This window comes from Vibrio harveyi NBRC 15634 = ATCC 14126 = KCTC 12724 (genome assembly GCF_001591145.1).
GTDB classification, from domain to species: domain Bacteria; phylum Pseudomonadota; class Gammaproteobacteria; order Enterobacterales; family Vibrionaceae; genus Vibrio; species Vibrio harveyi.
Genome location: NZ_BCUF01000012.1, coordinates 70046 through 86080 on the forward strand (window position 1 = coordinate 70046; position 16035 = coordinate 86080).

Consider the following 16035-nt stretch of genomic DNA (forward strand, 5'->3'; position numbering starts at 1 on the left):
CAGATTTTAAACTTTAAAATAAGCCACTTCTTGTTTGAGCTTATTAGAAAGTGCGTTCAGATTCTGGCTTGCGACGTCATTGTTTTTCATCGAGTCAATCGATTCTTTCGACATGCTGGAAATCTGATCCATCGCCACGACAAGCTCACTCACAACTTGAACTTGCTCTTCTGTGGCCGTCACAATATCACGCACTCGATCAAGGGAGTCCTGCGCTTGTTTCTCAATGCTAACCAATAAATGCGTCGCCTCTTCTGTGTTCCTTTGACAACTTTCCACTTGTGGTTGCGTGCTTTCCATCGCGTTCACACTTGCGACCGTCTGGGCTTGAACCTCTTTCAGCATCTTCTCAATCTGAGTAGTGGCTTCCCCCGTACGCTTAGCGAGGTTTCTTACCTCATCAGCAACGACTGCAAAACCGCGTCCAGATTCACCCGCTCGCGCAGCTTCAATTGCAGCATTAAGTGCCAACAAGTTAGTTTGCTCAGAGATGTCACTGATCATATTCACGATGCCACCAATTTCACGCGTTTTTGTCTCAAGTGCCTTCACCTGCCCTACTGTGCCATTTACGGCTGCAGTAACGGATAACATTTGTTCTGCCACAGCAGCAATGCGTTCGCGACCATCACGAGCATTCTCTGATGTGTTAACTGAGTTTTGCTCCGATAAATTTACGATCTTGGCTATCTCATCGATACTCGCATGCATGGTTTCTAATCTGATCGCCATTTGATCCGTAAGAGACGCTTGCTGTTGAGCAGTATCAAATACCGAACGAGAACCACGAGAGACTTCTTCGACTTGCTCTGCTAATTGCTCAGAAGCGCCACGAATATTGCTGACAATCGAGCTGAGCTTTTCTGACATCAAAGACAGAGAATGCAAAATGCTGCCTTGTGCGCTGTCGCTATGATCTTGGGTTAACTCACCTTTTGCCATTGTTTGAATCGCGCGTTGCGCCTCAAATGGCTCGCCACCTAGAGAGCGTCGGAAGCTACGCTCAATAACAAAACCAACTAAGATTGAAATCAGCAAAGCGATCCCACTTAGAGCAAGCATTAAGCTTTGGAAGCCACTTGCTTGCTCTCGCGCTACTGGCGTCAATTTCTGGTTCAACGTTTCTTGGTAATCAATAAACTCGTTGATCACCTTTAGCCACATCGCAAAGTTAGGGCGGACTTGCTCCAAAAGTAAATCAGTGACTGGTTTGCCGTTTTCTTTTTTAACAATAACTTCTTGAACGAGAGGAAGTGTTTTCGCTTGGATGTCATCGATACGTTGCAATATCTCACGTTCTTTAGCGGTAAAAGGAACATCACTTGCCATCATGCTTTGCATCTGTTGTTCAGACTCGCGATAAAACGCTTCCAGACGTTTGATTTCCTCTTCAAAGGCGCGCATTTCTTCCACATTTCGCGCCATTGCAACATCTCGAATTGCAATCGCACGATCATGAACACTACCTCGATAGTTAATGGCATAGCGCTGCTTCACAGAGTTGACATCCGTAACCTCAGATAAGGTCATATCAATAAAGTTAACTTTCTGAATTCCGACAACCGTAAGTATCGCCATAAGCGCCACTAATGTACCGAAGCCAAGCGCCAAACGGGTTCTCACTTTTAACTGAGCAAGGGACTGCATTTCGTTCTCCTGATAGCAAACGAGATAAGTGAGGCAACTTCGCTGGTTACCTCTCATTTTAATTTTGTGCGAAAGAGAGCAGACCTTGTCGTTCTGACAAAAATTCCAAACTAAATGAGAATTCATCACAGGCATGTTCTATACGCTATCCCGATCACATATTTGAATTTGAATAAGCAGTGGAATCAGAAGGTTAAGTTCAATACTTTATTATGTGAAACAGAATGGTTTGCGGGATTATTACAACCTAACCTGTCAAGTTCTAATCGGTTGAATCAATAAAACCGATAGGTACCGTCGAACAATAAATACAAGGAATAATTTTTGTTTAACAAGTGCTTAATAAATGTCTGATTCGGTCTCCTCATATTTTCCAATTTCCACTTGGAATCTGGATCACAACTCATCAACAAATTCGGTCAAAAGATAATCTGTCATCCATATTTAACGTGCTAGTCATATTTATAAATAAGAATTATTGCTCTAACACAACTTATGGATAAACAAGATGAAATCTACGCAGTGGAGTCTTTTGCTAAGCGGTTTAGTGGCATTACCAAGCTTGGCAGATACGGACGTATACCTCACTAATAACTCGGACCAACCGTTAACCATTCAAGTGAAACACGAAGGCAGCGATTTACTGAAATACGGGGAGGAATGGCAGCAACATGTGCAAGTGCTTGGTCCTTGGGAAACCAAATCCGTACTCAGCTTTAACCGCTGGGAAGGTGTTAAGTCCGGTCAGAATTATCGCTTCGAGACTGTGGTGTCTAACCCGCAAGGTGAAAGCGTTACGCTTAACCAAATCATGGAAGGTCATTGGTACAACTCGACCATTGAGTACGGTTTATCTGCAGCAGATGTGGATTTAACGCTGAAAGATGATCGTAATATTCACCGTTCTAGCACTAGTGCCTTTGGGTCTCGCCCTTCTGAATTGGCTTTTAAATCCGCAAGCACTGCGCGCTATGACGATTTGTACTACACCATTACTCCAAACAAAATCGATGAAGTCGTCGATACTGATGAACAAAATCTCAAGTTGATGACTTATAACATTTGGGCGCTGCCTGCGATTGCTTCACATATTGGTGATCGTTTTGAACTCATTCCCGATTATGTCAAAGGTTATGACGTGCTAGCACTGCAAGAAGTGTTTGCTAGTGGTCGCGATGCTTTCTTACGCGAACTCGCCAAAGAATATCCTTACCAAACTAAGATGCTGGATAAAGATGGCTTCAACATTTACGACGGTGGCGTGATCATTGTGAGCCGTTACCCTATCGTTAATCAGGCTCAATACGTCTTCCCAGATTGCTCCGGAACAGATTGCTTCGCAGACAAAGGAGTGAATTACGCAGAGATCATTAAAGGTGGTCAGGCATATCACGTATTCGCTACGCATACAGCCTCTTTCGATACTGATACTGCACGCGAATACCGACAGCGTCAGTTCAAGCAAATGCGCACAATGGCGCAATCTCTCAATATTCCGAGTAATGAAACGGTGGTTTACAGCGGCGATTTCAATGTGAACAAATTGAAGTTCCCTGGCGATTACCAGCAAATGATCGCCAACCTAAGCGCGATAGAACCGCAATACTCTGGTTATACCGCTTCGACGTTTGATCCTCGCATCAACAACTTTGCCGGAGAAGCCCTATCCGGGGGTGAAAATGTGGAATATCTAGATTATGTAATGGTGAGTAATGAATATGGCGTGAAGTCGTTTAACGATAACCGTGTCGACATTCCACGCTCAACAGCGGAGAGTTTGTGGAAGCATTACAATCTGTCGGATCACTTCCCTGTTAGCGCTGTGATCAAACCATGAAGCGTATTGCGTTAGTTACTGTGTCCGCCGTTGTGGCGGGCACGATTTGGTTCTCAAGCAAAGGCGAAAAGAGCGAGAGCTTTCTGCCGTTTTCTTCCGTATTGGAGAGTGCGACGAATCCCCAAGTCGCTGCATCTACGTCTTCCATAACCAATCAAACTGCAAACAAAACAATCGTACCAAAAGCGAAGGATACCCCCTCTCCACTCAAAGCAATTGCAGGACGGTTAAGTGATGCCAAAGGCAGAGTATTAAAGGATGAGATAGAAGCGTTTTGGCACTCATGTATGTCCGACCATAACTGTGAATCCAAGCTTGCTGAGTTAGAGAGCTACATGGCAGAAGAACGTTTTGCTCTGCTGGCGAATTACCACCAGCTCAATAGCTTATGGCAACAAAGTGTTGGTAATTTAATGTTTGATGAGCATCAGCCTCTTGCCTCTCGCATCGCACTTCTCAAGGCAGAAGCGAGGAAGATATGGGGGGAACTAGCAGACGTAATTTTTGCCGATGAGTTTGCACTCTATGACTTCAGTTTGCAGGCAGAGCAGCTGGATTCGACTTCACCTCAAGACTATGTGCAAACCTTTGAGAAGTTAGTCCAAGATTGGCAAGGCAATCAAGAAGCATTGGGATTGGTCAGCGAACAAGCGAAATATGAACGCGCTGTTGAACTGATACCGAAAGACATGGGTCATGCGGAGCGCAAGGCTTTGGTTGAGAAGCTTCAACAAACTTACCTTTCTGAACAAGAGAGTGAGGAGATACACGCTCGTGAACTACAGGTCGCGCAGCAAAAGCGGCAAGTGCGCGATTATCAGAGCGAGTTGCAACAGCTTGAATCTAAATTAGCAACGCAAAGAGCCACCAGTCACGCGGGTTTGTCGGACTCGGATTGGCAACGTTATTATCAACAAGCGGTAGCCGATTTTCGCCGTAAGTTCTTCGCGGGTTAATCGCTCACTTGTTTATTAAGAAGTAAGGATAACCAAGAAATTCCCTACTCGCTCAAAACTTAAACTAGGTCATTCCAGCAAGCCTAGGCGCGACTAGGAATCTGGTTCCCGCGAATGCTTGATACAAGAAGGTCGCTCACTTAAAGCGACCTTTTGTTATTCATTCTGTTGGCACAACTCAAGAGTTACAGCACGCGCAAGCACTCTTCTGGTGGCAAACTTAGAAGCGTGTTCGCAAAATTAATCTTCTCATCACGCCATTTCAGTGCTGCTCCTCGGCTGTCTTGCGAGTGACGATCTGCTTCAAAATAGCTTTTCCTTGGTAAACCATTTGCTGGTGTCATCACCATAGACTGTTCATTCAAACGAATCGTAAATAAGAACTGACCTCGTTGCCCTGTCTGCGCCGCTGGGTGATGCAACGTCGTATCGCAACAATAACGCTTATCACGTAACGCACGACACGTGTACTCAAATGCATCTTGTGCACCACGCCCCGGGAAAGCGGTATAAACACTGATGCCATCACGTTGCAAAGACTGATCACCCGCCGCTAATTGCACTGCATACTGGATCATTCTAAAGCCCAGTACCACACCACCAATGCTATTTAATCCACTAAATTGAATCGCCCCTTCTAAACTCAGACGAAGTTTATCTTCACCTTCATAGAGAAAGAGATCAGGCGCCGCCCAATCACTTTTTGGAATAAGCAGTTGAGTAATATCCGTGTGTTCCATGTTGGTCTCCGCAACAATATGTGTATTTGAGACCATTAAAATAATGTAATGAGAATTATTATCAATAAAATTCAACAAAAAATGAGAGAAGAAAAAGGCACAACGCCATGAAAAACGTTGTGCCTATAACGAAATCATCTGTCACCGAAGCCCAAATTGAATTCGTTTAACGAGGTAGGTATTCGATGGTCGTCTCAGAACAGATTCAAACCAAACACCCCTTTCACATCAAACAACACTTGGTCGGTTTTCTCACGGGAAAGCTGACTGCCTTGTTTTAGGATGTCGATAAGCTGTGCTTTGTCATCAAGGAACATGGCGCGTTTTTCTCGAATAGGACGAAGCATCTCTTGCAGACACTCTTCCAATACTTTCTTGGTTGTTCCATCGCCTAATCCACCACGGCGATAAAGCATTTTGAGTTCTTCTACATAATCTTTGTCGGTATGAAACGCATCAAGGTATGTGAATACAATATTTCCTTCAACCTGACCTGGGTCTTCAATGCGTAGGTGGTTTGGGTCGGTGTACATCGATTTCACTGCCGCAGAGATTTCTTTCTCTGTTGCTCCAAGGTTGATTGCATTGCCCATGCTTTTTGACATCTTGTTTTTACCGTCAGTGCTTGGCAAGCGTGGTGCGTCACTGAGCAATGGACGACACTCTTTCAAGATGGCTTTTCCGCCAAGGTGATTTATCTTTCTAACGATCTCATTGGTCTGTTCTAGCATCGGTAATTGGTCATCTCCGACAGGCACGAGAGTCGCGCGAAAACCTGTGATGTCCGCGGCTTGAGAAATTGGGTACGTCAGAAACCCAGCCGGAATGGAACGCTCAAACCCTTTGCTTTGAATTTCATTTTTCACCGTCGGGTTACGCTCCAAGCGTGCGATAGAAACCAAGTTACTGTAGTACATTGTCAACTCGGCAAGAGCCGGGACTTGAGACTGCAAACAAATGGTAGTTTGGGTTGGGTCAATCCCGACGGCAAGGTAATCCGCGACCACATTTAAAATGTTAGACGAGACCTTAGAGGGATTATGCGCGTTATCGGTTAAGCCCTGCATGTCAGCAACCAAAATGGTTTGCTCATGTTGAGTTTGTAGAGCAACACGTTGTTGTAGTGAACCAACGTAATGACCCAGATGCAAAGGACCTGTAGCTCGATCACCAGTTAAAGTGATTTCGCGTTCTTGAGTATCGTGTGGGGTGTTCATAACTTATCTCCAAAGAAAAATAGATCGCTACTGGAGATAAAAAAAGACATGACATTCTCAGCTACCGTCCAGCAGCGTAAGAATGTAAAGATTCCGCGCCGCTCTAATTAGAGCGCCACCAGAAGAAGTTTGATGAAGGAGTAAATGTCGTTTTCATGTTTTAAAACTAACAAGGAGCAGAGCTGAAAACAACCCTACTCCTTGCACAATTTGATTTTTCAATTTTGGTGGCTTTGCCATACACGCATCAAATTTGAATATACATAGCGATAACGAGCGCCGCGCCAAATACACTCCCTGACACAAACGCGAGTAATACCGCTTTGTTCTGTTTACTTCTCATCCTTTGTTTCTCGACTCTCAATTTACGTGAGCTATCGCTCGGCTCAGTACTCGTAATCAATGGGACAGTAATCAATCCTTTTCGGTGAGCCAATACTGCGAATAACCCTCAGCTCACTCTGTTGCACACAGCGTTACGACTTTTGGCACAAACTTAAACTACTTAGCCCTAGAAATGTGATGACCTTAGAACAAGTTCAATGAAATCCGACATGGATTACAAAGGTACGTATTTTGAAAAATCACGTTTAGATACTTCTTTTAGGATGCTTTTATTTAGATGTTTAATGGATAAGAATTTGAGTTATTTAGCATAAAATACTGTTTATCAAAAGAAGAATGACACCGATCATCTTTTGACCAAAACCTTGAAAAATATAACCAAACCATGAGGGCGAAATAGCTAACCAATAACTAAACTTTCAGGACACTAACCCCAGTTAGGGAGCAAAAGATGAGCGACAACAACAATCACTCCAAATGTCCTGTCATGCATGGAGCGAATACCAACCAACAAGCCACAGAGTTCAATTGGTGGCCGAAAACCCTCAACCTCGATATCCTACATCAACACGATCACAAAACTGACCCAATGGGCGCAGACTTCAACTACGCTGATGCCTTTAACTCTCTTGACTTAGAGGAAGTCAAAAAAGACCTGAAAGATCTGATGACCGATAGCCAAGATTGGTGGCCAGCGGATTGGGGTCATTACGGTGGTTTGATGATTCGGATGGCGTGGCACTCTGCAGGTACGTATCGAATTGCCGATGGTCGTGGTGGTGCAAGTCGAGGTAATCAGCGTTTTGCTCCCCTCAACAGTTGGCCAGATAACGGTAACCTCGACAAAGCCCGTCGCCTTTTATGGCCGGTCAAAAGAAAATACGGTAACAAGCTATCCTGGGCGGATTTAATGATTCTTGCTGGCAACATGGCTTATGAGTCAATGGGCTTCAAGACGTTCGGTTTTGCCGGCGGTCGAGAAGACATTTGGCATCCAGAAAAAGACATTTATTGGGGCGCAGAAAAAGAGTGGCTGCAACCAAGTGGCGGTGAAAACAACCGATACTCTGGCGAACGTGATCTCGAGAATCCGCTTGCAGCAGTGATGATGGGCCTGATTTACGTAAACCCAGAAGGGGTCGACGGTAAACCCGATCCCATCAAAACCGCACACGACATGCGTGTAACATTTGCCCGTATGGCAATGAACGATGAAGAAACCGTTGCATTAACAGCCGGTGGTCACACTGTTGGTAAAGCACACGGCAACGGCGACGCTTCGTTACTTGGTCCTGAACCTGAAGGCGCTGAAATTGAAGACCAAGGTTTCGGTTGGCTAAATAAAACTTCTCGTGGCATAGGACGTGATACCGTCACTAGTGGCATCGAAGGCGCATGGACAACCAACCCAACCAAGTGGGATAACGGCTACTTCCATTTGTTGTTCACCTACGACTGGTGGGTAACGAAGAGCCCAGCAGGCGCTGAGCAATGGGAACCAATCAACATCAAAGAAGAAGACATGCCTGTGGATGTGGAAGACCCAAGCATCCGCCGCAATCCGATGATGACCGATGCGGATATGGCACTGAAGTTTGACCCAGAGTACCGCAAAATCGCCGAGCGTTTCCGCGACGACCCTAAGTACTTTGAGGATTGCTTCGCTCGAGCTTGGTTTAAACTGACTCACCGCGATTTAGGACCTAAATCTCGTTATCTCGGCCCTGATGTGCCAGCCGAGGATTTGATTTGGCAAGATCCGGTACCACCGGTGTCTTATCACTTATCTGAAGACAATATCGATGCACTCAAGATGGCAATTCTTAACAGCGAGCTAAGTATCGCAGAATTAGTCTCAACCGCATGGGACAGCGCGCGAACATTCCGTGGTTCAGACCGCCGAGGCGGAGCAAACGGTGCGCGTATCCGCCTTGCACCGCAAAAAGATTGGGTAGGTAATGAACCGGAACGATTGCAGAAAGTGCTCAACACGCTCGATTCAATTCGCACCACCCACAACTCCCCTATCAGCATGGCGGATTTGATTGTGCTTGCTGGCGGAGTGGGTATTGAGAAAGCAGCATCGAATGCGGGCATGAATATTTCTGTGCCATTTAGCCAAGGTCGTGGTGACTCAACCGATGCAATGACTGACGCCGAATCCTTCGATGTACTCGAGCCGATCCATGATGGATTCCGTAACTGGCTAAAATCAGATTACGTTGTGACGGCAGAAGAACTATTGCTTGAAAGAAGCCAATTGATGCAACTAACCGCAGTCGAAATGACCGTATTAGTTGGTGGCATGCGCGTGCTTGGTACCAACTACGGCGGCGCTGCGCATGGTGTGTTCACTGATAATGTCGGCGCGTTAACGAATGACTTCTTCGTAAACCTCACTGATATGAGCTACACCTGGCATCCAACCAGTGATAACGAATACGAAATCCGCGAGCGAGCTTCTGGTCAAACAAGATGGACAGCATCACGTGTTGACTTGGTGTTCGGTTCAAACTCCGTGCTCCGCTCTTATGCCGAGGTTTACGCACAAGACGACAACAAAGAGAAGTTTGTGCACGATTTTGTTGCTGCGTGGGTAAAAGTAATGAACAACGACCGCTTTGACCTTTAATCGCCTAACTTAATCAAGCTTTAACCATTGAGAGAAGAGCCAAACATTATGGCTCTTCTCTTTCTTACCTTTCTTTTATTTCTGGTTTCTCTATCCATACTTCCTCGTTCTCTCCTCTCTTTGGCTTAGATTCTTTTACTGAAGATTAACCGCCCGATATTGTCATACAATTAACCATATTCAGAAGGCAAACGTATCTCAATCAAATACCCATTTTTTGCTTATACCTTCTCGTTTTCGTGACCTCATTCCGAAGACATAAAAATCACTCAAAGCCAATAAAAATCGTATCAATAGGCTAACCAACCTCTCATTTTTATCAAAAACCAGTGGCAAATCGCCTTTCGTCTCATTTTCCGATTGCAAATTCAAAATGAGGAATTAAGATAAATACATATAATCATACAATACGATATTTGGAGTTTGATATGACAAAACCTGTCATTGGTTTCATCGGCCTTGGTCTGATGGGTGGAAACATGGTTGAGAACCTTCAAAACCGTGGTTACGAACTAAACGTAATGGATCTGAATAAAGACGCAGTAGCAGCATGTGTTGCTCGCGGCGCAAAAGAAGCAAGCTCACCTAAAGCACTGGCTGAAGCAAGTGACATCGTGATGCTATGTCTAACAACATCTGAAGTTGTTGAGAAAATCGTTTATGGTGAAGAAGGTATCCTAGCGGGTATTAAAGAAGGTGCGACACTGATTGACTTCGGTACGTCTATCCCTGCTTCTACTCGTAAGATCGGTGCAGACCTTGCAGCTAAAGGCGCAGGTATGATCGATGCGCCTCTAGGTCGTACGCCTGCTCACGCAAAAGATGGTCTGTTGAACATCATGGCTGCAGGTGACATCGAAACATTCAACAAGGTGAAGCCTGTACTGGACGATCAAGGTGAAAACGTATTCCACCTTGGTGCGCTAGGTTCTGGTCATGTGACTAAGCTAGTAAACAACTTCATGGGTATGACAACAGTAGCGACCATGTCTCAGGCATTTGCGGTTGCTAAACGTGCTGGCGTTGATGGTCAACAACTATTCGACATCATGTCTGCTGGTCCATCAAACTCACCATTCATGCAGTTCTGTAAGTTCTACGCTGTAGATGGCGAAGAGAAGCTTGGTTTCTCTATTGCAAACGCAAACAAAGACCTTGGTTACTTCTTAGAGATGGTAAAAGACCTAGGCACTGAGTCTCTTATCGCAGAAGGGACTTCTAAGAGTCTACAAGCTGCAGTGGACCAAGGTCTTGGTCAAAACGACGTACCAGTGATCTTTGATTACTTCGCAGAGCTAGAAGGTTAATACTTTACTAAACTGCGCTTCCAAAGCCTTGCTAACCCCGTAGCAAGGCTTTTTTTGTGCTTTCTTTTCTCCTCTTAAATTCACTCCTTCAACCTCTTTGAGATCCACACCCTACGTTCAAACTGTATATGTACTCAAGCAGCTTCAAGATGCAGGATTCAGAATGTTGCCATCGATTCCCTGTTTACCAAAAATAAGCAAGGAGAATAACGTCGTGCGATAACAAGGTTTGTCCAAGTGGTTTGACACCGCCATTGGTTTAGTAAGAACCCGAGTTCATGACACGCTCCCAACGGATATTCTTGGTAAATGTTAATGGGGTTGGCTTGTATACTTTGTTGGCGATTATTGATTGAACTCTACGAAACCTTTAAATCACCGCCACGTCTACAAACCAAGTCATTCTCACTAAATCAAGCATCACAAGGTTACTTGGGTATAGACATGACATTATGTTTGTACATTATTCCGCGGATATTTTCTTTTTACAGTTAAAGAGTGACCGATTATCTTGAGACTGGTTTTTGAGTACTAGTTGAAGAATTCCAAGTTAATGGGAAGCTTTGCCCTTCGTTACAAACCATCGGTGAACTACCCAGAACAACCATTATCACCGCAGAACATGACCCACGGCGTGATGATTATCGATGACTACAGCTCAAGGCGTGGGAGCATACTGCAAGCGTTATCTGGGTGTTATTCATGGCTTTTTGTCATTCTCTGGGCTGAATGGTTTAGCAACGCGCTCTACTGCAGCGTTTTCAAAGCAGCGCAAACATCCGTCATGGCACACTTTCAGAATCGTTCACTGCAAGTTACTTGGAATGATAAAGATCGTTTGCAGCTCGATTAATGACACCATAAACAAAAAAATCCCACGGTATTGACCGTGGGATTTTCCATAGAGAGTTTGTTAATTGCGGTTAGCTTTTCGCGTTAGCTAACTTTGGGCTTTTAGGTCCTCGCGCCGCGTTCACCAACAGAACACCAACCGAGAGAACAATCGCACCACACAAGATGAACAGCAGTCGACCTGTTGGCTCGTTTGGAATCAGAGCCATCGCTAGGATACCGAAGCCTGCTACGCTAATAAGCTTACCAAGCATGCCACGCTGTTTTGTATCTAGGTTTTGTTGCTCTTCACTATCAGCGACAAGCGGTGTGTTCCAGTTCTCGAATAATTGGTCCACTTCTTTTTCACGCTCAGGCGTCAAGCCTTTGTAGAAGCGTGTTGTTAGTAAGAAGAAACCACCAGTGAAGACAACGTGCGCCGCTAAGCTCAAGCCAACTTTAAGGTCAGCCCACTCACGTGCTGTTAGAGCTTGTTCTAGTCCGAATAGGTGCTCAACATCTTGTGCTTGTAGAGAGATACCGAAGATGTAAGAAACAAAGCCACCTACAACGAGTGTTGCCCAACCAGCCCAGTCTGGCGTCTTACGAATCCACATACCAAGTAACACAGGAATCAACATTGGGAAACCAATCAACGCACCTACGTTTAGTACGATATCAAACAAGCTCAGGTGACGTAGTGAGTTAATAAACAAACCAATACCGATGATGATGAAGCCCATCATAATGGTCGTCACTTTACTCACGATAACCAGCTCTTTCTGTGACGCTTGCGGGCGTACAATAGGGCTGTAGAAGTTCATCACAAAGATACCTGCGTTACGGTTTAGACCAGAGTCCATTGAAGACATGGTCGCCGCAAACATTGCTGACATCAGAAGACCCACCATACCCGCCGGCATTACGTTTTGTACGAACGCTAAGTAAGCTGCATCACCACCTACTGAGCCGTACTGCTCTGCAAAGTCAGGCATAAATGCCGCTACGTACCAAGGAGGTAGGAACCAAATGATAGGACCAACAATCATCAACACACATGCAAGACCTGCAGCTTTACGCGCATTCTCACTGTCTTTTGCACATAGGTAGCGGTAAGCGTTGATGCTGTTGTTCATTACACCGAACTGCTTAACAAAGATGAACACCACCCAAAGGACAAAGATACTGATGTAGTTCAGGTTATTACCCAGCATGAAGTCGCCGTGGAAGTTCGACACGATGTTACCAATACCGCCGCCGTGGAAGTAAGCCGCCACCGCACAAGTAATGGTTACCGCCATGATAACCAGCATCTGCATGAAGTCAGAAGCAACAACCGCCCAAGAGCCGCCCGTTACCGCCATCAACATCAGAACCAAACCAGTTACGATAATGGTCGCTTCCATCGGAATATTGAATACCGCAGCCACGAAGATTGCGAGACCATTCAACCAGATACCAGCTGAGATCAAGCTGTCTGGCATTCCAGCCCAAGTGAAGAACTGCTCTGACGTTTTACCAAAACGCTGACGAATTGCTTCGATTGCCGTTACTACACGTAGCTGGCGGAACTTTGGAGCAAAGTAGAGGTAGTTCAAGAAGTAGCCAAATGCGTTGGCTAAGAATAGGATTACAACAACGAAACCGTCGTTGAACGCGCGTCCTGCGGCACCTGTAAACGTCCATGCTGAAAATTGCGTCATGAAGGCGGTAGCACCTACCATCCACCATAACATCTTACCGCCCCCTCGGAAGTAGTCACTGGTCGACGTCGTGAACTTACGGAACATCCAACCAATGGCAACTAGGAAGAAGAAGTAGGCAAGAACAACAAAAGTATCAATAGTCATTTTTTCAGCCTTTCGAGTTTGATCATTTTCTACTGCCTAGATTACTCCGTTCATATTTTTATTTGTACTACAATAAGCTTTAATTGTGATCTAAAGCATAAGTTATTCGACGAAAAAAACGCACTAAAAGCCTTTATTTTCTTGGATCTTTGGGATTTGAAGGAATAATCACCACGTAAGCCATTGTGCTATATTGTAATACAAATAATATATTAGAAATCCATTAAAGTATGGAATGTTTTTCTTTCTTGTGCTTTGTCTGAAGATCAAAAATGCGTGGCATTTATTTGTAGGAAACGTAATGAGATGTTTCAGATGAACTGGATCGCAAGCGCGATTATAGATGAATACAAAAATTGAGATTCCCAGATCTCAAACCTCATGCTTCTCCTCTCGGCTTTACCCCTACTCCTTACCGTCATTTCCTAGAAGGAGGAACGATTGAGTAGGAAATCTCTTTTCTGGTTCCTTTATCTCGCCTCTTTCAAACACAAAAAAGCGAGCACTAAGGCTCGCTTTACATTCTTTTCGCTAATTTTATCGGGGCGCTACTGCACTTATGCTACGTGAGCGACGGCGTCACGAACCAATGTACCTAGTTCATCCCACTTGCCTTCATCGATAAGTTTTGTTGGAACCATCCAAGTACCGCCACATGCCAGCACTGAAGGAATAGACAAGTACTCATCTACGTTACCTAGTCTCACACCACCTGTTGGCATGAATTTTACTGGGTAAACTGCCGTTAGTGCTTTAAGCATACCAACACCGCCAGATGGCTCAGCAGGGAAGAACTTAAGTGTACGCAGCCCCATTTCCATCGCTTGCTCAACAAGGCTTGGATTGTTTACGCCAGGTACAATAGCTACGCCCTTGTCTAGGCAGTATTGAACCGTACGAGGGTTAAAGCCTGGGCTAACAATAAAGTCCACACCGGCTTCAATCGCTTGGTCAACTTGTTCATTAGTTAAGATTGTACCCGCACCAATCAACATTTCTGGGAACTCAGCGCGCATAGCACGAATCGCTTCTGCAGCACACTCTGTGCGGAACGTGATTTCAGCGCAAGGCATACCGTTTTCAACCAAAGTGCGACCTAGAGGAATCGCATCTTCTGCTTTGTTGATGGCAATAACAGGAATTACTTTTAGGTTTGCTAATTGTTCGTTTAATGTCGTCATAAGAGTGTACTCATCGTCGTTAACTTGAGTTAAATAAATCACTGCGGAGCGCCGATTATTCAACACTCCGCAAAAGAATTACAAAGGAAGATCGGGCATCACTTCACGTGGAATGATGGCACCTTTGTGCTGAATAACCTCACCAGCCATACAATGACCAGAGTAAGCCGATTCAGCCGCGTTACCACCAGTCAAACGCTTCGCCAAAAAGCCTGCACTGAAAGAGTCACCTGCTGCCGTCGTATCAATCACGCTATCGACTTTGTTTGGTGCCACGTATTGCGCTTCACCATTCGCCACAACTAAACAATCTTTGCTGCCACGTTTAATGATGATTTCATCCACGCCCAGTGCAGAGGTTCTCTCAATGCACTGTTCTAGATGCTCGTCACCATACAGCATTTGCTCATCTTCAAATGTGAGTAGAGCAATATCGGTAAACTTAAGAATCTTAAGGTACCAAGACATGGCATTCTCTCGGCTTTCCCACAATTTAGGACGATAGTTATTATCGAAAATAACCTTGCCGCCTTGCGCTTTAAAGCGTTCGAGGAATGCAAACAACTGCGTCTTACCTTCTTCAGTAAGAATCGCTAATGTAATGCCACTCAGGTAAACCGCATCATAAGAATAAAGCGTGTCGACTAGTGCCGAAGATTCGTTCTGTTCAAACAAAAACTTTGCTGCTGCTTCATTACGCCAATAGTGGAAGTAACGCTCGCCTGTCTCATCCGTTTCGATGTAGTAAATACCCGGCTGTTTACCATTAACAGTCAACACTAAGCTGGTATCAATGCCCTCTTCTTGCCATGCTGAAAGCATTTCTTGGCTAAAAGGATCATTACCCAGGGCAGTTACATAGCTAGTTTTGATATCGTGAGCTTTCGTCAAACGGGATAAGTAAAGAGCGGTATTCAACGTGTCACCACCGAATGACTGACGCAACTGACCTTCCTTTTTCTGTAGCTCAACCATACATTCGCCAATGATCGCGATATTTAATGATTTCATACTGTCACCTTAGCAACTGAGGTTGCGCTATACGTTACTTTAAGAAGTCTTCACGAGCTGGGTTGAAGATATCCAGAAGAATGCTGTCTTGCTCTAGTGCAACCGCACCATGCATCATGTGCTTACGAGCAAAGTACGCATCACCCTCTTTCAGTACTTTCTTTTCGCCTTCGATTTCTGCTTCAAAGCTGCCACGTACTACGTAACCGATTTGATCGTGAATCTCATGCGTATGTGGAGCACCAATCGCACCTTTGTCAAAACATAGGTGAACAGCCATCAGATCATCTGTGTAAGCAACAATTTTACGCTTGATACCGCCGCCTAACTCTTCCCACGGGTTCTCATCTAATACAAAGAAAGAATTCATCGTCATACTCCTAAAAAGTCTCTATTAAAGCGAACCCTACTGCACTTCATTCTTAGCCATGCTTTTACAAGAAGGTTCTCTTAAAAAACCGTCATGTTGATAAAAGTGAAA

11 protein-coding genes and 1 pseudogene are annotated in these 16035 nt (G+C 44.9%); 5 read left to right on the forward strand and 7 right to left on the reverse strand.

Features of this window, described 5'->3' with window-relative positions; genetic code table 11:
- Positions 1-6: 6 nt before the first annotated feature.
- A complete protein-coding gene (locus VHA02S_RS08695) occupies positions 7-1647 on the reverse strand; it encodes a methyl-accepting chemotaxis protein (protein ID WP_038897425.1) in 1641 nt (546 codons plus the stop codon).
- A gap of 508 nt (positions 1648-2155) precedes the next feature.
- Here VHA02S_RS08695 and VHA02S_RS08700 point away from each other — a divergent pair.
- Entirely contained in the window at positions 2156-3484 is a 1329-nt protein-coding gene (locus VHA02S_RS08700; protein WP_038897424.1) for a sphingomyelin phosphodiesterase, read from the forward strand.
- Positions 3481-4440: a hypothetical protein gene (locus VHA02S_RS08705; protein ID WP_038897423.1), complete on the forward strand. Its 960-nt coding sequence runs from the start codon at positions 3481-3483 to the stop codon at positions 4438-4440. Before VHA02S_RS08700 ends, VHA02S_RS08705 begins: the two co-directional genes overlap by 4 nt.
- A gap of 185 nt (positions 4441-4625) precedes the next feature.
- Here VHA02S_RS08705 and VHA02S_RS08710 read toward each other — a convergent pair whose 3' ends face one another.
- Positions 4626-5180, reverse strand: coding sequence for a hypothetical protein (locus tag VHA02S_RS08710; protein WP_038897422.1), 555 nt, complete (start codon positions 5178-5180; stop codon positions 4626-4628).
- A 194-nt stretch (positions 5181-5374) separates the two neighbouring features.
- Positions 5375-6397, reverse strand: a complete 1023-nt coding sequence (gene trpS, locus VHA02S_RS08715) for a tryptophan--tRNA ligase (protein WP_038897421.1) — start codon at positions 6395-6397, stop codon at positions 5375-5377.
- A gap of 796 nt (positions 6398-7193) precedes the next feature.
- Between trpS and katG the strand changes: the two genes are divergently transcribed.
- From katG to VHA02S_RS26555, 3 genes and pseudogenes are all read left to right on the forward strand, one after another.
- A complete protein-coding gene (gene katG / locus VHA02S_RS08720) occupies positions 7194-9374 on the forward strand; it encodes a catalase/peroxidase HPI (protein WP_005450841.1) in 2181 nt (726 codons plus the stop codon).
- A 428-nt stretch (positions 9375-9802) separates the two neighbouring features.
- Positions 9803-10681, forward strand: a complete 879-nt coding sequence (locus VHA02S_RS08725) for an NAD(P)-dependent oxidoreductase (protein WP_017819133.1) — start codon at positions 9803-9805, stop codon at positions 10679-10681.
- 591 nt (positions 10682-11272) lie between these two features.
- Positions 11273-11427: pseudogene (locus tag VHA02S_RS26555) on the forward strand (alpha/beta hydrolase); the annotation flags it as partial.
- Positions 11428-11604: 177 nt separating this feature from the next.
- On the opposite strand, the gene VHA02S_RS08735 reads toward VHA02S_RS26555, so the two are convergent.
- The 4 genes from VHA02S_RS08735 to VHA02S_RS08750 all read right to left on the reverse strand — a co-directional run bounded on the left by VHA02S_RS08735 (position 11605) and on the right by VHA02S_RS08750 (position 15924).
- Positions 11605-13362 (reverse strand): sodium:solute symporter family transporter, encoded by a 1758-nt coding sequence (locus tag VHA02S_RS08735; RefSeq protein ID WP_005450846.1) that lies wholly within the window; start codon positions 13360-13362, stop codon positions 11605-11607.
- 557 nt (positions 13363-13919) lie between these two features.
- Positions 13920-14543 carry a bifunctional 4-hydroxy-2-oxoglutarate aldolase/2-dehydro-3-deoxy-phosphogluconate aldolase gene (locus tag VHA02S_RS08740; RefSeq protein ID WP_038897419.1) on the reverse strand — a complete coding sequence of 208 codons (624 nt, stop codon included), beginning with the start codon at positions 14541-14543 and terminating at the stop codon, positions 13920-13922.
- A gap of 78 nt (positions 14544-14621) precedes the next feature.
- Complete coding sequence (kdgK, locus tag VHA02S_RS08745; protein WP_029789102.1) at positions 14622-15554, reverse strand: 2-dehydro-3-deoxygluconokinase; 933 nt, start codon at positions 15552-15554, stop codon at positions 14622-14624.
- Between the two features lie 34 nt (positions 15555-15588).
- The gene (locus VHA02S_RS08750) at positions 15589-15924 is read right to left on the reverse strand and encodes a cupin domain-containing protein (protein ID WP_005450851.1); all 336 of its coding nucleotides are present in this window, start codon (positions 15922-15924) and stop codon (positions 15589-15591) included.
- Positions 15925-16035 lie beyond the last annotated feature (111 nt).